Origin of the sequence: Vreelandella salicampi, from assembly GCF_013415105.1 — a bacterium.
Taxonomy (GTDB): domain Bacteria; phylum Pseudomonadota; class Gammaproteobacteria; order Pseudomonadales; family Halomonadaceae; genus Vreelandella; species Vreelandella salicampi.
Map to the genome: position 1 here is coordinate 278,373 of NZ_JACCDF010000001.1, position 20,362 is coordinate 298,734.

At 55.7% G+C, this 20,362-nt stretch carries 18 protein-coding genes; 12 read left to right on the forward strand and 6 right to left on the reverse strand.

What is annotated here, in order from left to right:
- Positions 1-131: 131 nt before the first annotated feature.
- Positions 132-3,197, reverse strand: a complete 3,066-nt coding sequence (locus HZS81_RS01370) for a DNA translocase FtsK (RefSeq protein ID WP_179928751.1) — start codon at positions 3,195-3,197, stop codon at positions 132-134.
- Between the two features lie 154 nt (positions 3,198-3,351).
- On the opposite strand from HZS81_RS01370, the gene aat reads away from it, so the two are divergent.
- The 3 genes from aat (at position 3,352) to infA (ending at position 5,213) form a co-directional block, all read left to right on the forward strand.
- Positions 3,352-4,149 carry a leucyl/phenylalanyl-tRNA--protein transferase gene (gene aat, locus HZS81_RS01375; RefSeq protein WP_179928752.1) on the forward strand — a complete coding sequence of 266 codons (798 nt, stop codon included), beginning with the start codon at positions 3,352-3,354 and terminating at the stop codon, positions 4,147-4,149.
- Positions 4,142-4,879: an arginyltransferase gene (locus HZS81_RS01380; RefSeq protein ID WP_179928753.1), complete on the forward strand. Its 738-nt coding sequence runs from the start codon at positions 4,142-4,144 to the stop codon at positions 4,877-4,879. Before aat ends, HZS81_RS01380 begins: the two co-directional genes overlap by 8 nt.
- 115 nt (positions 4,880-4,994) lie before the next feature.
- Positions 4,995-5,213, forward strand: a complete 219-nt coding sequence (gene infA / locus HZS81_RS01385; RefSeq protein ID WP_026352028.1) for a translation initiation factor IF-1 — start codon at positions 4,995-4,997, stop codon at positions 5,211-5,213.
- A 177-nt stretch (positions 5,214-5,390) separates the two neighbouring features.
- Here the strand turns inward: infA and clpA are convergent, their stop codons facing one another.
- From clpA to icd, 3 genes are all read right to left on the reverse strand, one after another.
- A complete protein-coding gene (clpA, locus tag HZS81_RS01390; RefSeq protein ID WP_179928754.1) occupies positions 5,391-7,670 on the reverse strand; it encodes an ATP-dependent Clp protease ATP-binding subunit ClpA in 2,280 nt (759 codons plus the stop codon).
- Positions 7,671-7,863: 193 nt separating this feature from the next.
- A complete protein-coding gene (clpS, locus tag HZS81_RS01395; protein ID WP_241697335.1) occupies positions 7,864-8,187 on the reverse strand; it encodes an ATP-dependent Clp protease adapter ClpS in 324 nt (107 codons plus the stop codon).
- 161 nt (positions 8,188-8,348) lie between these two features.
- Positions 8,349-9,605 carry an NADP-dependent isocitrate dehydrogenase gene (icd, locus tag HZS81_RS01400; protein ID WP_179928755.1) on the reverse strand — a complete coding sequence of 419 codons (1,257 nt, stop codon included), beginning with the start codon at positions 9,603-9,605 and terminating at the stop codon, positions 8,349-8,351.
- Between the two features lie 137 nt (positions 9,606-9,742).
- On the opposite strand from icd, the gene HZS81_RS01405 reads away from it, so the two are divergent.
- The 8 genes from HZS81_RS01405 (at position 9,743) to HZS81_RS01440 (ending at position 18,005) form a co-directional block, all read left to right on the forward strand.
- On the forward strand, positions 9,743-10,360 hold the full coding sequence (locus tag HZS81_RS01405; protein WP_179928756.1) for a pseudouridine synthase: 618 nt from the start codon (positions 9,743-9,745) through the stop codon (positions 10,358-10,360).
- Entirely contained in the window at positions 10,357-10,800 is a 444-nt protein-coding gene (locus HZS81_RS01410; RefSeq protein WP_179928757.1) for an NUDIX domain-containing protein, read from the forward strand. The genes HZS81_RS01405 and HZS81_RS01410 overlap by 4 nt, the downstream gene beginning before the upstream one ends.
- Positions 10,801-10,921: 121 nt before the next feature.
- Positions 10,922-12,034 (forward strand): tRNA 2-thiouridine(34) synthase MnmA, encoded by a 1,113-nt coding sequence (mnmA, locus tag HZS81_RS01415; RefSeq protein ID WP_179928758.1) that lies wholly within the window; start codon positions 10,922-10,924, stop codon positions 12,032-12,034.
- Positions 12,031-12,672, forward strand: coding sequence for a high frequency lysogenization protein HflD (gene hflD, locus HZS81_RS01420; protein WP_179928759.1), 642 nt, complete (start codon positions 12,031-12,033; stop codon positions 12,670-12,672). The genes mnmA and hflD overlap by 4 nt, the downstream gene beginning before the upstream one ends.
- Before the next feature lie 69 nt (positions 12,673-12,741).
- Positions 12,742-14,127: an adenylosuccinate lyase gene (gene purB / locus HZS81_RS01425; protein WP_179928760.1), complete on the forward strand. Its 1,386-nt coding sequence runs from the start codon at positions 12,742-12,744 to the stop codon at positions 14,125-14,127.
- A 45-nt stretch (positions 14,128-14,172) separates the two neighbouring features.
- Complete coding sequence (locus HZS81_RS01430; protein WP_179928761.1) at positions 14,173-15,348, forward strand: cupin domain-containing protein; 1,176 nt, start codon at positions 14,173-14,175, stop codon at positions 15,346-15,348.
- Positions 15,349-15,640: 292 nt separating this feature from the next.
- Positions 15,641-17,239 (forward strand): isocitrate lyase, encoded by a 1,599-nt coding sequence (locus HZS81_RS01435; protein WP_179928762.1) that lies wholly within the window; start codon positions 15,641-15,643, stop codon positions 17,237-17,239.
- Between the two features lie 298 nt (positions 17,240-17,537).
- The gene (locus tag HZS81_RS01440; RefSeq protein ID WP_179928763.1) at positions 17,538-18,005 is read left to right on the forward strand and encodes an outer membrane lipoprotein; all 468 of its coding nucleotides are present in this window, start codon (positions 17,538-17,540) and stop codon (positions 18,003-18,005) included.
- Between the two features lie 110 nt (positions 18,006-18,115).
- Here the strand turns inward: HZS81_RS01440 and HZS81_RS01445 are convergent, their stop codons facing one another.
- Entirely contained in the window at positions 18,116-18,397 is a 282-nt protein-coding gene (locus tag HZS81_RS01445) for a hypothetical protein (protein ID WP_179928764.1), read from the reverse strand.
- Between the two features lie 182 nt (positions 18,398-18,579).
- Here HZS81_RS01445 and HZS81_RS01450 point away from each other — a divergent pair, with 182 nt between their 5' ends.
- Positions 18,580-19,062, forward strand: a complete 483-nt coding sequence (locus HZS81_RS01450; RefSeq protein WP_179928765.1) for an FKBP-type peptidyl-prolyl cis-trans isomerase — start codon at positions 18,580-18,582, stop codon at positions 19,060-19,062.
- Positions 19,063-19,139: 77 nt separating this feature from the next.
- Here HZS81_RS01450 and HZS81_RS01455 read toward each other — a convergent pair whose 3' ends face one another.
- Entirely contained in the window at positions 19,140-20,324 is a 1,185-nt protein-coding gene (locus tag HZS81_RS01455) for an MFS transporter (protein ID WP_179928766.1), read from the reverse strand.
- Positions 20,325-20,362: the final 38 nt, after the last annotated feature.

The following is a 20,362-nucleotide window of genomic DNA, read 5'->3' on the forward strand; positions in this document are numbered from 1 at the left end:
CTTAGCCGCCCGTCTAGCAAACGCTTGTCGGGCTCAATACATGTTGTGCTATCAGACGCTTGATTCGTCAGTAGGTTTCCTCTTAAACGGCGCTTCCTTGGTGTTTGCACGTTTATGAGTGATCAACACGATTAATGCCCCACCGGCGGTGGCGCTAACACTTCGCGGGCACCGTTGGTTCCCATAGAGGAGACCACGCCCGCACTTTCCATCGCATCAACCAGCCTTGCCGCGCGGTTGTAGCCAATTTTAAAGCGCCGCTGCACGGCGGATATCGAGGCTTTACGCGTTTGCGTTACAAATTGCACCGCTTCGTCATAGAGCGCGTCTTGTTCAGCATCGTCGCCATCCGCCCCTTCCGCTTCAAGGCCCGCCAGTGCATCCGCCGAGACGCCGCCGGTTAAAATCTCTTCAATGTATTCAGGCTCGCCGCGTTGTTTCCAATCCTCAACCACGCGATGAACTTCGTCGTCATCGACAAAAGCACCGTGAATACGGTTGGGTGGACCGGACCCTGCTGGCAAATAGAGCATATCGCCGTGACCGAGCAGGCTTTCCGCGCCGCCTTGATCCAGAATCGTACGCGAGTCAATACGTGACGACACTTGAAACGCCATCCGCGACGGGATGTTGGCCTTGATCAGGCCGGTCACCACGTCAACCGACGGGCGCTGTGTAGCCAGGATTAAGTGAATCCCTGCTGCACGGGCCTTTTGGGCTAGGCGGGCTATCAGTTCTTCGACCTTTTTGCCCACGATCATGAACATGTCGGCAAACTCGTCGATTACCACCACAATGTAAGGAAGCTTCTCAAGCACCGGGGGTGTTTGGTGCATTTCCCAAGGTTGCGGCTCCCATAGAGGATCCGCCACCTGGGCACCGGCGCGCTCGGCTTCATCCAAACGGGCGTTAAAGCCAGCGATATTGCGCACTCCCATCGCTGCCATCAGCTTGTAGCGCCGCTCCATCTCGGCCACGCACCAGCGCAGGCTATTGGCGGCCTCTTTCATATCGGTGACCACGGGTGCGAGCAGGTGCGGAATCCCATCGTAGACCGAAAGCTCCAGCATTTTTGGGTCGACCATAATAAGCCTAAGCTTGTCGGGCGTGGCTTTTAGCAGCATGGAAATCAGCATTGCGTTCACGCCTACCGATTTACCCGAGCCGGTAGTACCGGCCACCAGAAGGTGCGGCATCTTGCCAAGATTCGCCACAACCGGGCCACCGCCAATGTCTTGGCCTAGCGCCATGGTTAGCGGTGAGGTTTCTTGTTGGTAACGGTCAGAGTCGATCACTTCGCGCAAGCGAATCATTGCCCGGTGCGGATTGGGAATCTCGATACCCACCGTTGGGCGCCCCGGAATCACCTCCACCACGCGCACGCTCTTCACCATTAACGAACGCGCTAAATCCTTCGCCAGGTTGCTGATTTTAGAAACTTTCACCCCAGCAGCTGGCTTTATTTCAAAACGTGTAATCACCGGCCCCGGCCATGTGTCGACCACCTCTGCTTTCACGCCATACTCACGCAGCCGAACTTCCAGCAGTTCAGCCATGTCCGCCAACTGCTGATCGCTATAGTTAGGCTGATGCGGCTCGGGCAAGGTTAATAGCCGCAAGCTGGGTAGATCACCTTCTGGCTCTGGCATGTTATCAAGCACCGGGCGCTGACTCTGCAGATGCTCTACGGTCCAAAGGGCAGGCGTTTCGTTGCTGCCCTGTGGTGCCGGTGCTGATTCACGCTCCACAGCAGGTTCAAGCCTTGGTTCAGGCGTTGGTTCAGGTGTCGCAAAGCGAGGTGGCAGCGACTCGGGCTCATCGTCATCTTCCCACTCATCTTCTTCCCACAAGGGCTCGGGCACCACTTCGGGCACGCGCTGCCCTGTACGTGGCGGCGTAGATGCCGTAGACGCTGGCTCTGGCTCTGGCTCTGGCTCTGGCTCTGGCTCTGGCTCTGGCTCTGGCTCTGGCTCTGGCTCTGGCTCTGGCTCTGGCTCTGGCTCTGGCTCTGGCTCTGGCTCTGGCTCTGGCTCTGCAAGCCTAACCGGCGCCGGTTCTTGCGGGGGAATAGGTTCCGGTTCCGGTTCCGGTTCCGGTTCCGGTTCCGGTTCCGGTTCCGGTTCCGGTTCCGGTTCCGGTTCCGGTTCCGGTTCCGGCGACAGTGTTGGCTCTTTACGCACACCGTCTAGCGCTACTTCTGGCGCCGCTGAAGCTCTATCGCCTTCGTCAGCCGCTGTGGCAGTTTTCGCTTTACGGGTGAAATGCGTGGCCGCATCCCAGGGAATTTTCGTCTCTTCAACCGCTGGCGTTGCGTTAGCCTTTTGAATATCTACTGTTTGAGGGCTAGGATTCCGCTCATCGTCAAAAGAAAGACCCGGCTCTTGGCGTTTTGGTGCCGCGGTTGGTGTGGGTGAGGGTTTAGGTGTCGGCCTTACATTAGGTGCGTCGCTTTCTTGCGAGGGCGGCGCTTCAGCTTTTTTACGCGGCGCACGCTGAAAACTAGCGCGCAATCGCGTAAGCCCTGCTCTTCCCCAGTGCCCAACCTTTCGCGCACCGCGCCCTACTTCGTCAGCCACCTGCAGCCACGACATACCACTAAAGAGCGGGAAACCACTTAGAATAAGAGCCGCGGCGACAAGCCCGACGCCTTGGCTACTGACAAGAGGCCGCAGCGCGCCAACCAATCCCTCACCTAAAATGCCGCCAGAAGCATACGGCAAAATACTGTCTGGGTGATAAAAGTGCAGCGCACCTAACATGGTGGTGCCAAATATCAGTAACACCAGACCGCCGGCGCGCACGGCAATCGCTATCGCATCAAGCTCAAAACGCACCTGGCGCGAATGTATTAACCACCAGGCGGCAAATCCCAGCATACCCGGCCACCACAGCGCGCTGGCGCCCAGCAACGAGTAAAGAACATCCGCAAGCCACGCCCCCACTTGCCCCATCCAGTTAGCGATCACGGCTTCCGGGCCGCGGTATGACCAACCCGGATCACCTGGGTGGTAACTCAACAGTGCTAAAAGCAAAAACACGCACAGTGCAAGCAGCATGATCACAACACCTTCGCGCACCGCCCCTTGCAAGCGTAGGCCAACGCGACGTGCTTTATCTTTGGCTTGGCTAACACGACCTGAGGCCGTTTTGCGTGTTTGCTGCGTTTCTCGCTTGCTGGCCGCTTTATTTACTTTCAAGCGTCTCTCCCTTTCGCACCGACTCACAATAAATATAATTTTCAAAGACAGTATGTAAACAACACGGCGTACCTGACTTGCGAGATTGCATCATACCGAGCATCCTTCTGCCGTCACAGACTTCTCTCGCATCGTCTCGTAATGGGAACATCGCATGCTACCTTGGCTTTCTGCTTCTTTCCCTCACTTTCCTGACACCGGCATGGCCCTTGATGAGCCAGATGGCCTACTAGCAGCGGGCGGCGAGCTCTCGCCTACGTGGTTGGTGAGCGCTTACCGCCAAGGCATTTTCCCGTGGTATAGCGATGGCGACCCTATTTTATGGTGGAGCCCCAATCCGCGCATGGTGCTTTTTCCTGAAGCGTTTAAGCAGCGTCGTAGTTTAACCAAACGCCTGCGCCATGGTGGCTTTCGCGTCACGCTTGACCAACAGTTTGACACGGTAATTAACGCCTGCGCCGCCCCTAGACGCCATGAGAGCGGCACATGGATTACCCCAGATATGCAGGATGCCTACTGCCAACTGCATGAGCGCGGCATCGCCCACAGCATCGAGGTGACCCATCAAGAAAGATTAGTTGGCGGTTTATACGGCTTGGCGATGGGCCCGGTATTTTTTGGCGAATCGATGTTTTCGCACCAGCCTGATGCGTCAAAAGTGGCGCTGGCATACCTCAGCGCGGCGATGCACCAGCACGGTGGCAAAATAATCGACTGCCAAATGCACACGCCCCATTTAGCCAGCTTAGGCGCGGTAACAGTCGCCCGAGAAGCATTCATCAACTATCTTAAAGTATGGTTGCCTAGCCAGGCGTTCGCATGGCCCGCGTCTTCTGACGAGGCGCCCAGGGTGCCGCCGTCACCATGGCTTAATGCGCTGGCCGAGCCCAATAACACCGACTTGATACACCGACGGACGCTAACGCCACCCAAGGAGGCGAACCGTGAGTAGCAACACGCCACGCCGACCCGTCAGGGATTTGCGCTTTTTTTTAACGGTGCCACATGACTGCAGCTACCTGCCAGAGCGGGAAGCTACAACGCTTTTTTTAGACCCGAAAGAGTCTCCTGTATCCGGCGTTTACGACTCACTCGCACTTTTGGGTTTTCGCCGCAGTGGGCGCCATCTCTACCGCCCCCATTGCGAAGGTTGCAACGCCTGCCGTTCGGTTCGCATTCCCGTTGAGGCATTTACCCCTAACCGCACCCAACGTAAGATTTATCGACGTAACGCCGATATTCAAACCCGAACGGTAAGCGCTCACTTCGACCCGCGCCACTATGCCCTGTATGCCGACTATATTGAAAAGCGCCACGCCGATGGTGATATGTACCCGCCAAGCCGCGAGCAGTATCGCACCTTTTTGACGCTCGACGAGCCTTACGCTCAGCTTTTAGAGATGACACTAGACGGAGAGCTTATCGGCGTTGCAGCGTTTGACCATCTAGAACACGGGTTATCCGCCATTTATACGTTTTTTGCCGCTGATGACGCCTTCGATAGGCGCTCCCTAGGCACTTTTGCCGTACTCTCGTTGATAGAGCTGGCGCGCGCTAAAGGGTTACCCCATCTCTATTTGGGTTACTGGATCGAAGAGTGCCGCAAAATGCGCTACAAACAGGCATTTTCGCCGTTAGAAATCCTCGATGGGCGCCATTGGCGACCGCTTATTGCTTTTTAAGCACGGCTTTTTTGCCTTGACGCCAGCCTTACGGCACAATACAGCGCTGTTCATTCGCCCTTAGGGGCAAACCGATATGACACCCATAACGTTCATCAAGTGAGGATTTGCCTATATGGCACGCGAAGATCATATTGAAATGGAAGGCGTCATCATCGACACCCTTCCCAACACCATGTTCCGTGTTGAACTGGAAAATGGCCACGTGGTTACTGCCCACATCTCGGGAAAAATGCGTAAAAACTACATCCGCATTTTGACCGGCGATAAAGTTAAAGTTGAGTTGACGCCTTACGATCTTTCCAAAGGCCGCATTGTTTACCGCTCGCGCTAAGTTAACGCCCAGGATTGCGCTTTAACGCGATTCGCGTAAAGCGCTATATACCGTTCAGCGCCACACGAGCTCAGTGTTTTACACAATGTGTTTTCACAACAACGCCCCGTCGATGACAGGGCGCTTGTGGATGCCTATTCGGCCGGAACGTCGCCGCTCCGGCCGCTGTTTTAGTGCTTACTCTGGCGCACCCGCCATTTCTGACTCCGTCGACAGGCGCAGCTCGCCCTCCTCTAAGCTTACGTGCACAATGCCACCGTGCTCGGCGAGCTCGCCAAACAGAATCATCTCGGCAAGCGGCTTTTTCAACTTCTCCTGAATCAAACGCGCCATTGGCCGCGCACCCATATCGGGGTCGTAACCCTGCTCAGCCAGCCAATCACGCGCCGAATCATCCACCTCAAGCTGAACACGCTTCTCATCCAACTGCGCTTGCAGCTCGATCAGGAACTTATCCACCACATTGCGCACCACCTCGGTGGGCAACGAGCTAAACTGGATAATACCGTCAAGGCGGTTGCGGAACTCGGGCGAGAACGTCCGACGAATTACCTCCATCGCATCGGTGGAGTGATCTTGCGATTGGAAGCCGATTGAGCGACGCGCTGCCTGCTCAGCACCGGCGTTTGACGTCATGATCACGATCACATGACGGAAATCCGCTTCTCGGCCGTTGTTATCGGTTAAACGGCCGTGGTCCATTACCTGCAATAGCAAGTTAAAGACTTCCGGGTGTGCCTTCTCGATTTCGTCCAACAGCAGTACACAGTGCGGCTGCTTGGTAATCGCCTCGGTCAGCAAGCCACCCTGATCGTAACCAACGTAGCCGGGAGGCGCGCCGATCAACCGCGAGACAGTGTGCCGCTCCATGTACTCGGACATATCAAAGCGCACGAGTTCGATACCCATGATGTGCGACAGCTGCTTGGCCACCTCGGTTTTACCCACACCGGTCGGCCCTGCGAAAAGGAAGCTTCCCACGGGCTTGTCGGGTGATTTCAACCCGGCACGGGAAAGCTTGATCGCAGCGGCAAGGCTATCAATGGCTTCGTTCTGTCCGAACACCAGCATTTTGAGGTCGCGATCAAGATTTTCCAGCAGTTTGCGATCCGAGCTAGACACGCTCTTCGGCGGAATCCGCGCAATCGACGCCACCACGGCTTCCACCTGGTCCACGTCAATCGTGTCGACACGTACTTCCGGCGGCAGCATGCGCTGATGCGCACCGGCCTCGTCAATCACATCGATGGCTTTATCTGGCAGGAAGCGGTCATTGATATAGCGATCCGCCAAGCGTGCAGCGGTTTCCAGGGCACTGTCGGTATATTTGAGATCGTGATGCTCTTCAAAGCGTGAACGCAGCCCTTTGAGAATTTTGATGGTATCGTCCACGGAAGGGGCAAGGACATCGACCTTCTGGAAGCGACGTGCAAGCGCCCGGTCTTTTTCAAAGATTCCACGGAACTCTTGGAAAGTCGTCGAACCGATACAGCGCAGCTCACCCGAGGAGAGCAGCGGTTTAAGTAGGTTGGAGGCATCCATCACGCCGCCGGACGCCGCGCCAGCGCCGATCACAGTATGAATCTCGTCGATAAACAAAATCGCATGCGGCTGTTTTTTCAGCTCGGCCAACAGCGCCTTAAGGCGTTTTTCGAAGTCCCCACGGTACTTGGTTCCCGCCAGCAGTGCACCCATATCCAGCTCATAGACGACAGCATCGCTAATTACCTCGGGCACATCTTCTTCCACGATACGCTTGGCCAAACCCGCAGCAATCGCAGTTTTGCCCACACCCGCTTCTCCCACCAGCAGCGGATTGTTCTTACGCCGCCGCGCCAGGATCTGCACCACGCGCTCTAGCTCATGGTCGCGGCCGATTAACGGGTCAATTTTGCCCTGGCGCGCTTGTTCATTAAGATTGGTAGCAAAACCGGTCAGTGGGTGCGAGGCCCCTTCGCTGCTGCCTTCTTCGGCTTCTTCCGACTCTGGTGATGACGGCGACGGGGAAGCGCTATGACCAGAGACTTTGGAAATACCGTGAGCAATGTAATTCACCGCGTCGACACGCGCCACGCTCTGCTGCTTAAGGAAATAAACTGCCTGGCTCTCCTGCTCGGAGAAAATAGCCACCAACACATTAGCGCCAGTCACTTCATTTTTACCCGACGACTGCACGTGGAACACCGCACGTTGCAGCACGCGTTGAAATCCCAGCGTCGGCTGCGTTTCACGCTCACTTTGACCTTCTGGAATCAGCGGCGTAGTAGAATTAATGAAATCCTGCAGATCGGACCGCAGCTTGTCTACATTTGCCCCGCAGGCCTTCAGCACATCCACCGCCGAGGCGTTATCGAGTAGCGCCAGCAGCAGGTGCTCAACGGTCATAAACTCGTGGCGTTTTGAGCGCGCCACGGTGAAGGCCGTGTTCAGGGTCAGTTCAAGTTCTTTGCTCAGCATGGCAGTCCCCTTTTCGCTGCTACCTAGGTCACAAACACCCGGGCTAGGTAACAAATTCCCAGGCTATGTCACAAATACCCAGGGTATATCGCCACCTAGGGCTTGCGTCGGATCGGTGTAATCGACCAGCACTTTTAACATCGGGTACAAAACGCGTGGTTGCAAGCCTCGGGCGCAAAAAAGTTCAACGCTTTCAGTCCGCCGCTTCGATATCACACATGAGCGGATGCTCGCACTCACGCGCATACTCATTGACTTGGTAACTCTTTGTCTCAGCAATGTCACGGGTAAAAATCCCGCACGTCGCTTTACCTTGTGTGTGAACCGCCAGCATGATCTGTACGGCTTTTTCGTGCTCCATGCGGAAAAATTCCTGCAGCACTTCAATCACAAATTCCATCGGCGTGTAGTCGTCATTATGCAAAACGACTTTAAACATCGGCGGCTTGGCAAGCTCCGGATCCGCCGTCTTAACCGCCAAGTCTGGATCATCGTCAGGCAACGTAGGACGTGTCATGCCCGCCTGCGGGCTGTTTAATTGATTCATTTTCAACATAGTGTAGGTATCGACACTGTTAGGCGTAAAAGGGTTCAGTAAAGCACTCAAATTAGCACAGTGCCCCACATAAAAAACCCCCGCCCGCAGCGCGGACGAGGGCATTAAACTCGATAACGCTATTACATGTTATCGGCGACGGCCTGACCAAACTCAGAGCACTTAAGGAGCTTGGCGTCATCCATCAGGCGATGGAAGTCATAAGTGACTTCGCCTTTGGAAATGGCTTTTTCTACGCCCTTGAGCACCAAGTCGGCAGCTTCAACCCAACCCATGTGGCGCAGCATCATCTCAGCAGAGAGAATGAGCGAGCCAGGATTCACTTTGTCCTGGCCAGCGTACTTCGGTGCGGTGCCGTGCGTCGCTTCGAACATGGCAACGGCGTCGGCGAGGTTGGCGCCCGGTGCGATACCGATACCACCGACTTCTGCTGCCAGCGCGTCAGAAAGGTAATCGCCGTTCAAGTTCAGAGTGGCGATCACGTCGTACTCGGCCGGGCGCAGGAGGATCTGCTGCAGCATCGCGTCAGCGATCACGTCTTTAACGACAATATCTTTGCCGGTTTTCGGGTTCTTCATGGTCATCCACGGGCCGCCGTCGAGGAGTTCAGCACCGAACTCTTCTTTGGCCAGCTCATAGCCCCAATCTTTAAAGGCGCCTTCGGTGAACTTCATGATGTTACCTTTGTGCACCAGCGTCAGCGACTCGCGGTCGTTGTCGATGGTGTACTGCAGCGCTTGGCGAACCAGACGCTTAGTGCCCTCTTCGGAAACCGGCTTCACACCGATACCGCAATTCTCCGGGAAGCGGATGTTCTGAACGCCCATCTCTTCGCGCAGGAACTTGATGACCTTATCGGCTTCCGGCGTACCCGCCTTCCACTCGATACCGGCATAGATGTCTTCGGAGTTTTCGCGGAAGATCACCATATCGACGTCGGCCGGCTTTTTCACCGGGCTCGGCACGCCTTCAAACCAACGCACCGGGCGCTGGCAAACGTAGAGGTCCAGTTTCTGACGCAGTGCTACGTTGAGCGAGCGGATACCGCCGCCTACCGGCGTGGTCAGCGGGCCTTTGATAGAGACAACGTAATCCTTTACGGCTTCCAGGGTCTCTTCCGGCAGCCAAGTGTCGGGATCGTAAACCTGTGTTGCTTTTTCACCGGCGAATACTTCCATCCAGTGAATTTTGCGATCGCCGTTGTAGGCTTTCTGCACGGCGCTATCGATGGCAATTTTCATTGCCGGCGTCACGTCAGCGCCAATGCCGTCACCTTCGATGAACGGAATGACCGGCTCATTCGGCACGTTCAGCGTGTTGTCGGCGTTGACGGTAATCTTTTCACCGCCTTCAGGAACTACAATTTTCTGGAAACCCATAGAGAACTCCCCTGTCTGATCGGTTCAGTGGAGCGCGAAGTGTAGCATCCTACCGACCTAGCGGAGTAGCCTTACCACAACGAACCGTTCTAAAGTCGAGTATCCCCCTGTTTAACGACCGATACGATCACTTCCCTATGAGCCACCTTTATCTGCTGCACAAACCCTACCGCGTATTAAGCCAATTCAGCGATACCGAGGGGCGCGCCACATTAGCCGAACACATTGATATTAAAGCGATTTACCCAGCCGGACGATTAGACTACGACTCGGAAGGGTTGCTCTTATTGAGCGCCGACGGCGCGCTTATTCATCGCATTGCCCACCCCAAACACAAACAACCCAAGACTTACTGGGTGCAGGTAGAAGGCGATATCGATGAAACCGCACTACAGGCGCTGCGCCAAGGCGTTACGCTCAAAGATGGCCCCACACGCCCGGCGAAAGCGCAGCGGCTAAGCGCCCCTGACATCCCCTCGCGCCAGCCGCCGCTTGACCCTAAGCGCCACCCGGTCACCAGTTGGCTTTCTCTCACCATCACCGAAGGGCGCAACCGCCAGGTACGGCGCATGACCGCACATGTAGGCTACCCCACCCTACGCTTAATTCGCGTGGCTATCGGCCCCTGGCGGCTAGACGGCCTGGCGCCAGGTGAGTGGCGCCGCGAAGTGCTCCATGCACCCAAGCCAACGTCCACGAAGTCAGCACATTCAAAGCCCAAGCCAAGACACAAACGTCGGAGTGCTTCACCATGAGCTTGCACACCACTGTTGCCTGCGTGATTCGACGCCACGACCGCTACTTAGTGGTGGAAGAGGCGCGTGACGGCTATGAAACGGTGTTCAATCAGCCGGCTGGTCACGTTGAACCCGGCGAAGGCCCGCTCGCGGCGATTGTCCGCGAAGTTCAAGAAGAAACCGCTTGGGAGATCCAGCTGACCGGCTACTTAGGACTCTACGTTTTCCATACAGCGAGCGGGCTAACGTTTCATAGCCACGGTTTTATCGCTGAGCCGTCGCGCTTTCTCGATACACGATTAGATGACGACATCACGGCGACCCACTGGCTCACCTGGGAGGAGATTCACGCCTTAAATGCCCAAAGCCGGCTGCGCAGCCCCTTGGTGCTCGCACGTATCAAGGATGCCCAAGCGGGGTCCGTTTTTCCGCTCAGCGTCATTCATGAGTCACCCTAGTGTTGAATCACCCTAGTGTTGAATCACATCGTTTCGCCTTTATACCGTAAGGCTCGAAGCGTATTGGCCGCATCGTGTATAATGCTTGCGCATTTGTAGCCCACTCCAATCGAGGATGCCCATGACATCCACCCAAGGCAAAGTGATCGTCGGCATGTCCGGCGGCGTCGATTCTTCCGTGTCCGCGCTCCTACTCCAGCAACAGGGGTATGAGGTCGAGGGCCTGTTTATGAAAAACTGGAATGAAGACGACGGCAGCGAATACTGCACGGCCAAAGACGACCTGCTCGACGCTGCGGTGGTATGCAAAAAACTGGGGATCCCCCTGCATACAGCCAATTTTGCGGCCGAGTACTGGGATAACGTCTTCGCGCACTTTTTGGCCGAATACAAGGCGGGGCGCACCCCCAACCCGGATATTCTGTGTAACCGTGAGATTAAGTTTAAGGTCTTTCTCGACTACGCGGAAAAGCTCGGCGCTGAGATGATCGCTACCGGACACTACGTTCGTCAGGGCATCCGCGATGGGCGTCCAAGACTACTCAAAGGGCTCGATCCCAACAAAGACCAGAGCTACTTCCTACACGCTGTGCCGGAGGCCGCCATCGCGCGCACCCTGTTCCCGGTAGGCGAGCTGGAAAAGCCGGCCGTTCGCACCCTGGCCGAGCAACACCAATTAATTACCGCGAAGAAAAAGGACTCCACCGGCATCTGTTTTATCGGTGAGCGCCGCTTTAGCGACTTTCTCAAGCGTTACCTCCCCGCTCAGCCGGGCAAGGTGGAAACACCCGAAGGCGATGTGATCGGCGATCACATGGGGCTGATGTATTACACGCTGGGCCAGCGCCAGGGCTTAGGTATCGGCGGTCTGGCCAACTACTCGGAAGCGCCTTGGTACGTAGCCGTTAAAGATTTAGACCGCAATGTGTTAATTGCCGTACAGGGCAAACATCACCCGCTGCTTTATTCAGATTCACTCGCGACCGAGCCCATGGAGTGGGTGGCAGGCCACCCGCCTGCACGCGAGGGTCGCTTTACCGCGAAAATACGCTACCGCCAGAGCGACCGCGCCTGCTCACTTATTAGCCACGATGACGGCAGTGTCGATGTCCATTTTGACGAACCGCAGCGCGCGGTCACGCCGGGGCAGTCACTGGTGATCTACGAGGGCGATATCTGCCTTGGTGGCGGTGTCATTCGCACGACTTGGAACGCCCAGGAGGCGGCTGCATGACAACGACAACACCGATTCACCGCGCCCCGGATAATCCCGCCACGCGCCAAGCGCTGGCACTCGCTGGCGTATTTCAAGCCGCAAGCCTGGTGGATGAGCTAGCCCGCACCGGGCAGGTAGACCAGCGCGCCTGGGATACCCTGATTCAGGCCACCGTGGACACCAATCCCGAAAGCTTCGAGGCGATATACGGTGGTCATCCCAACAATTTACGCCGCGGGCTCGACATGTTGGAGGCGCTGGTTGGCCGCAAAGAAGCCAACCCGGTGGTGCTGCGCTACGGCTTTTCGCTGCTGCTGCTGATGAATCAACTACGCAAAAACAACAACATGATGGATCAGCTCGGCGACAAGCTCAGCCATGTGCAGCACCAGGCCGAGCACTTCGGTAGCACCCACGAGAACGTAATCGCAAGCCTGGGGGAAGCCTACCAAGAGTCCATCTCAACGTTTAAGACCCGTATTGTGGTGCAGGGCGACCCTTCCATGCTGCAAAGCCGCATGATGCCCGAGCGCGTGCGCGCCTGCCTTATGGCGGGCATCCGTTTTGCGCTGCTGTGGCACCAGCAAGGCGGGCGTCGCTGGAAGCTGATTTTTCAGCGTAAAGCGCTGCGCCGTGCGCTCGATGATTTAAGCTAAGCTTTTTCATGCCTTTTTGTTCACGACCGACCTTTTAAAACCATCGCTTACGATTGGAACTCCACGCCCATGCAACTCTCTGCTCTTACCGCTCTCTCTCCCGTTGACGGCCGCTACGGCGCCAAAGTCGCCAATCTGCGCGAACACTTCAGCGAATTCGGCCTGATCCGCGCCCGCGTGATTGTCGAAGTGCGCTGGCTTGTGCGTCTCGCCGAACACCCCCAAATCACCGAAGTGCCGCCGCTTTCCGCTGAGGCCACTGCTTTTTTGGAAGCCTTGATTCGGGATTTCTCGCTGGAAGACGCCGAGCGTATTAAAGAGATCGAGCGCACCACCAATCACGACGTCAAGGCGGTGGAGTACTTCCTCAAAGAGAAGATTGCCAGCCAGCCTGAGCTGCATGCGGTTACCGAGTTCATTCACTTCGCCTGCACCAGCGAAGATATCAACAATCTTTCCTACGGCGTTATGCTGACCGACGGCCTGAATGCGCTGCTACCGACCATGCACCAGGTCGCTGATGACATCGCGCACTTGGCCTTTGAGCACGCCGCACAACCGATGCTCTCGCGCACCCACGGCCAAACCGCGAGCCCCACCACCTTGGGCAAAGAGATGGCAAACGTCGCCTACCGGTTGAAGCGCCAGCTCAAGCAGATCGAGCGCGTAGAGATTCTGGGTAAAATCAACGGCGCAGTCGGCAACTACAATGCGCATTTAACCACCTATCCCGAAATCAACTGGCAAGCCAATGCGCAAACCTTTGTCGAAGGCCTGGGGCTTACGTTTAACCCTTACACAACCCAGATCGAGCCGCACGACTACATTGCTGAGCTATTCGACGCGGTATGTCGCTTCAACACCATCTTGATCGACTTTGACCGCGACGTGTGGGGCTACATTTCGCTGGGATATTTCAAACAAAGAACTGTCGAGGGCGAAATTGGTTCTTCCACCATGCCGCACAAGGTCAACCCCATCGACTTCGAGAATTCCGAAGGAAATTTAGGGCTTTCCAACGCCGTGTTGGGCCACTTGGCGCAAAAGCTACCGATTTCACGCTGGCAGCGCGATCTCACCGACTCTACGGTACTGCGTAACTTAGGCGTTGGTCTCGCCTACGGTATCATTGCGTATCACGCCTCGCTCAAAGGTATCAGTAAGCTAGAAGCCAACCCTGAGCGTCTGGCGGCCGATTTAGATAACAGTTGGGAAGTTCTCGCCGAGCCAATCCAAACTGTCATGCGCCGATACAGCATTGAAAAGCCCTACGAAAAACTCAAAGAGCTGACGCGCGGTAAGCGCATCGATCAAGTCGGTTTTGCGACCTTTATTGACACCCTCGCGCTCCCGGACGATGTTAAACACGAATTAAAAGCGCTTAGCCCCGCGCGCTATATCGGCAATGCCGAAACCCAGGCCAAAGCGCTGATTGCTGAGCTTAACGCGCTGTAAGCGCTCTCGTTATTCGCCACTATTTTATTTTGAAAGGATACCGCCATGAGCCATCGCGACACGCCGCTGACGCTGCTGGGCGATTTAACCCCGGCCGAATTTATGGCCGAATATTGGCAACAGAAGCCGCTACTGATCCGCGGTGCTTTCCCGGAATTTTTAACCCCGCTAGACCCGGATGAACTGGCCGGGCTCGCCTGCGAGGAAGGCATCGAAGCGCGACTGGTGGAAGAAAAAGGCCCCGATGGCCCGTGGCAGGTCTCACACGGCCCTTTCGATGACGCCACTTTTGAACGCCTACCCGAAGAAAACTGGAGCCTTTTGGTACAAGCGGTGGATCATTATGTGCCGTCTGTCGCATCACTGATGGAAGCGTTTGATTTTCTCCCCCGCTGGCGCCTTGACGACATCATGATTAGCTACGCGCCACCGGGCGGCAGCGTTGGCCCTCACGTCGATCAATACGATGTCTTTTTGCTACAAGCCAGCGGCGAGCGGCGTTGGCAACTCGGCCATAAGGTGCCGGATGACGCCCCCATCATCCCCGGTATTGATCTGCGCATTTTGCAGGAATTTGAGATCGAGCCAGGTTCAGATTGGGTGTTAGAAGCGGGTGATATGCTTTATTTGCCGCCGGGCTGGGCTCACCACGGCGTCAGTCAGTCCGATGATTGCATGACCATTTCCTTGGGCTTTCGCGCGCCCTCTGCTGACGAAGCGGTTACTTCGTACGCTGACTACCTCGGCGAACAACTACCGCCCTCGCGCCGTTACAGCGATGCCGGGATGGCGCCGGCCGAGGATGCTAGCAAAATTGACGATGCCGCCCTTGAGCGCATGCGCAAGCTAATCCTTGATACGCTGGATGACCCGGCGCAACTGAGCCAATGGTTTGGACGTGTGATGACACAACCTAAATACGTGGATCAGTTGATCCCCCACGACCCGCCGCTTACCGACGCCGAGCTTGTTGCCGCGCTACAAGAAGCGCCTTTGCACCACGCCCCGGGGTCACGCTTTGCGTGGCGCACCGATAATGATGTCACTACGCTGTTTGTCGACGGCGACGGTTACACCTGCACACAGGCGCTTGCCCAGCGCTTGGCAGATCCCAGCCCCCTTAGTAGTGATATCCTCGATCTGCCGGACGCCAACGGTTTGCTCACTAAACTGGTCAATGCGGGCAACCTCTACTGGCAGGTAGCGGATGACGAGGAATAACTGCCTGGAAATATGACTACCGTTTCACCGCATGAGCGCCCCTTGGTGTAGTCGGGTTACAACGCTGTCTGCCCCCAAGGGGCAATTGCTGCACTGCAATCAATCAGGGATAGTAGATCCATCGCAGCGCCACCCGGCCTGCACAGTAAACCTCGATACGCGGCAGCAGCACGTTAGACTTTTTATTTAAAGACAGTGCCGTAGGAATCGGGGATGCTGGTATCAACTTCGCAGGTGCAGCATAAATAATCGCTGACCTGCGATTCACCATCACGACCCTGAGGGAAAGCTCATGACTGGACTGCTCGACGAAATCAAAGCACTCGCTCAACTGCGTGAAGCACAAGGCGGCAAGTGGGACAACATCACGCCGGAATACGCTGCCCGCATGCGTAGCCAGAACCGTTTCCACACGGGTCTGGATATTGCACGCTACACCGCCAAGATCATGCGCGAAGACATGGCGGCTTACGACGCAGATACTTCGAAGTACACTCAGTCATTGGGCTGCTGGCACGGCTTTATCGGCCAGCAAAAACTGATTTCCATCAAAAAGCACTTTAACACCACCAAGCGCAGCTACCTCTACCTCTCCGGCTGGATGGTTGCTGCCCTGCGCTCTGAGTTTGGCCCGCTTCCTGATCAGTCCATGCACGAGAAAACCTCGGTGGCTGACTTGATCGAAGAGCTCTACACCTTCTTAAAGCAAGCCGACGCGTGGGAGCTTAATCACCTGTTCCGTGCGCTGGACGACGCACAGCAAGCCGGTGATAAGGCCCAAGAGCAAGAACTGATCAGCAAGATCGATAACTACGAGACGCATATTGTCCCGATCATCGCCGACATCGACGCTGGTTTCGGTAACGCCGAAGCGACCTACCTGCTGGCCAAGAAGTTTATTGAAGCCGGCGCTTGCTGTATCCAGCTGGAAAACCAAGTCTCCGACGAGAAGCAGTGTGGCCACCAGGACGGCAAAGTGACCGTGCCGCACGAAGACTTCATCGCCAAGATCAACGCGGTTCGCTACGCGTTCCTAGAGCTGGGCGTGGAAGATGGCGTCATCGTTGCTCGCACCGACTCACTCGGCGCCGGCCTGACCCAGAAAATCGCCGTCACCAACGAGCCGGGCGATTTGGGCGACCAGTACAACAGCTACCTCGATGGCGACGAGATCGCTAGCGCCTCCGACATTAACAATGGCGATGTGGTGATTAAGCAAGACGGCAAGCTGGTCAAGGTCAAGCGCTTGGCTTCTGGCCTCTTTCAGTTCAAGCCTGGTACCGGTGAAGACCGCGTCGTGCTGGACTGCATTACCAGCCTACAAAATGGCGCAGACCTTCTGTGGATCGAAACCGAGAAGCCCCACGTTGGCCAAATTGCCGGTATGGTTAACCGTATCCGCGAAGTCTGCCCTGATGCCAAGCTGGTCTACAACAACTCGCCGTCGTTCAACTGGACACTCAACTTCCGCCAGCAAGTGTTCGACGCCTGGAAGGAAGAAGGCAAAGACGTTTCTGCCTACGAGCGCGAAAAGCTGATGGCGCCCGAGTACGACGACACCGAACTTGGCAAGCTGGCCGACGAGTGGACGCGCAACTTCCAGCGTGACGGCGCTCGCGAAGCGGGTATCTTCCACCACTTGATCACGTTGCCGACGTACCACACGGCGGCACTGTCCACCGACAGCCTGGCCAAGGGCTACTTCGGCGACGAAGGTATGCTGGCTTACGTGGCAGGCGTACAGCGTCAGGAAATCCGTCAAGGTATCGCCACCGTTAGACACCAGGATATGGCCGGTTCCAACATCGGTGACGACCACAAAGAGTTCTTCCACGGCGACGCCGCGCTTAAAGCGGGCGGTAAAGACAACACCATGAACCAATTTGGTTAACTGGTACCAAGCGCGCTAATCCAGCGTGAATGGCGTACAAAGGGGCTCTTCGGAGTCCCTTTTTTAATGTGCGCTAGGGTAGAGCTTCGTCATTTCTTGCACGTTTTTTATCTAAACTGCGATAGTAAAGGCTAAACGCCAAAAGCATCGCCTAGGCGCTGCTAGCAAGTATCATCCTTGATGAGATAAAAGATGATTATTTGCGAACAGTGTTCTATAATCCCAGGAAAAGTTACACCACGCCGTTATTTGCTCGAGCGGCATCACTGATGACGGCATCAAGCTATTGGAGGCTTCCATGAAACACCTTCTCCCTATTGCAGCACTGAGTCTTTTAACCCTCGCTGGCTGCACCAACACGTCCCAGTACTCAGGTGATGTGTATAGCGGCAATCAAGCCAAGACGTCCCAGAACGTCACCTACGGCACAATTGTGGCAATTCGCCCGGTTCAAATTCAAGCCGAAAGCCGCACAGGCAACCTGCTCGGCGGCGGTGGCGGCGCGATTATTGGTGGGCTTTTAGGTCGCCAAGTGGGGGGTGGCAGCGGCCGAGACCTGGCCACGGTTGCCGGCGCATTAGGCGGTGCCATGGCGGGCACGGCAGCGGAAGACGCCTCTAACCGCATCAGTGCCTGGGAAATGGAAATTCGTACCGATTCGGGCGAAGACGTAGTTGTCGTGCAGCGTGCCGACCGTCAGTTCCAAGCCGGTCAGCGAGTACGCTTGATCGGCAGCGGCCGTAATGTGCAGGTCGCGCCATACTAAGCCATTGCGTGCATATACTCTCAGTTGATAATAAAAAACCGGCATACTGTGTATGCCGGTTTTTTTGATTCTGTCCCATTTGTCCCATTTCTAGCACTTAAAACTCAACTTTAATGGGCAGTTTTATCCGCTGCAAAACTCGCGAGCTTAGCTATTACTAAGCCAATAATCGCTAGCAAGATGCCTACCAGCAAAACATCAACCGGACGTACCAACGTGGTCGCCCCCAGCACGGCTAGTGCACCCACCCAGAGCGCACGATTTTCACCGTGCGATTTCAGCACGTTTGGTAGCACTTTATCTAGTCCACGGCTAACCCCGTTGTCCCAACGCTTATTGGCGAAGAATAAAATCAGGACAAACGCAATTACCCAAATTACAAAGATTGTCATAGTACGCTCCACAAGATAGTGAGTGGGAAGTCAAAAAAGGGTGGCATTAGGGTATCCCTGGTCATAGCACGGCGCAATACCGCCAACGTGTAAAGCCATGTGAAAATCTGCCCTCCCCCCTGACAAACACCCTTTTTCCGCGTTACCATGGAACGGACATGCACTCACCGAAAGGTTCTTAAATGCAAATTGCGCAAAACTCGGTTGTCGCGTTCCACTACACCCTAACCAACGATGAAGGTGAGGTGCTAGACAGTTCAGAAGGCCGCGAGCCGCTTACCTATCTCCATGGCGCGGGTAACATCATCCCCGGCTTGGAAAAAGAGCTGGAAGGCCGTGACGTGGGCGAGAAACTGGTTGTGAAGGTTTCACCGGAAGAAGGTTACGGTGAAGTTCAAGAGCAGCTGATGCAAGAAGTCCCGCGCGATGCTTTCCAAGGCGTTGAAAGCGTTGAGCCGGGCATGCAATTCCAAGCCCAAACGCAAGGCGGCCCGTTGATGGTCACCGTTAAGAAAGTCGAAGGCGATACCGTCGTTGTGGATGGCAACCATCCGCTCGCCGGACAAAAGCTCAACTTTGATGTTGAGATTGCCAACGTACGTGAAGCCAGCGAAGAAGAAGTTGAGCATGGCCACGTACACGGCGAAGATGGCGCTGAGCACTAACGGCTCATGCCTTGCTAGTACAACTTACTAGCACAAAAAGAGCGGCCCTTTACGGCGCCGCTCTTTTTTATGCATGTTCAAAGCCGCCGAGGCTCAAATCGCCATAGCCCAAAGGCGATGGCAAGCGTGACACTCAACAGTATCCATGAGCCCCAAGCAACGCCTTGCCAGCCGGCCCAGCGCCAAAAAGGTTCAAGCCAAAAGCCGCCTAAGCTCGCGCCCACATAATAAAACACCAAATACAGGGCCGACGCGCTACCCCGCGCCCCTTGGGCGTAACGCCCTACCCAGCTTGACGCGAGCGAATGCGCCAGAAAAAATCCAAACGCATTGATGGTAAGCCCTAGAATGATGAGGGCCAGCGATTCAGCGAGCGTTACCAGCGTTCCGAGCATCAAAATCACGATGCCCAACATCATACAGCGCGCTGGTGACAGCTTACCGGCAAAACGCCCTGAGAGCGTAGACCCTACCGTACCGCTCAGATACGTCAAAAACACCAGGCCTAAACTGCTTGCAGCCAGTTGATACGGAGCATCCGCCAAGCGAAAGGTAATGTAGCTGTACTGATTGATAAAGATCAAAAAGTTAATGCCGCCGAGCGCATAGGCCGCCAGCAGCACGGGAGAGCGCAAGTGACCGACTAAATCGCGCAGCGCGGTGGAAAATTGAAACGGCGTCGGCGTAAACGCGCGACTATTGGGCAACAAGCGCCAAAACAGAAGACTCCCGAAGAGCGTCAGCACGCCTACGGTCAAAAACGCGGCGGCTGGGCCGCCGATATCCGCCATACTGCCGCCAACAATCCGCCCGCCGATCCCGCCTAACGAGTTAGCCCCAATATACAGGCCTACCGCACTTAACAGCGCCGGTTTATCGAACTCGTCACCCATCCAGGCAATCGCCACGGCAGGCAAGCCACCGAGCATAAACCCTTGCAATAAGCGTAGCGCCAATAACATTTCGAAGTTGGGTGCAAACGCAAGCGCCAACGAACAAAGCCCCGAGAGCAAAAGCGTGATACGCATAATGCTTTCGCGGCCAATCGCATCGGAGAGCGGGCCAAATACCAGAAGGGAAAACGCCAGCGATAACGTCGAGATCGACATGATCAAACTCACGCCCAGCGTTGAGACACCGTAAGCTTCTTTTAAACCCGGTAGCAGGGGTTGCGGCGCGTAAAGATTAATAAAAACCAATAAAGAACCCAAGCAAAGCGCTAAGGTAGCGCGCCACCAAGCACGCGATTTGGCTTCAATCATGTTGATCCTTACGACGCCACCAAACTATCTCGCCACCA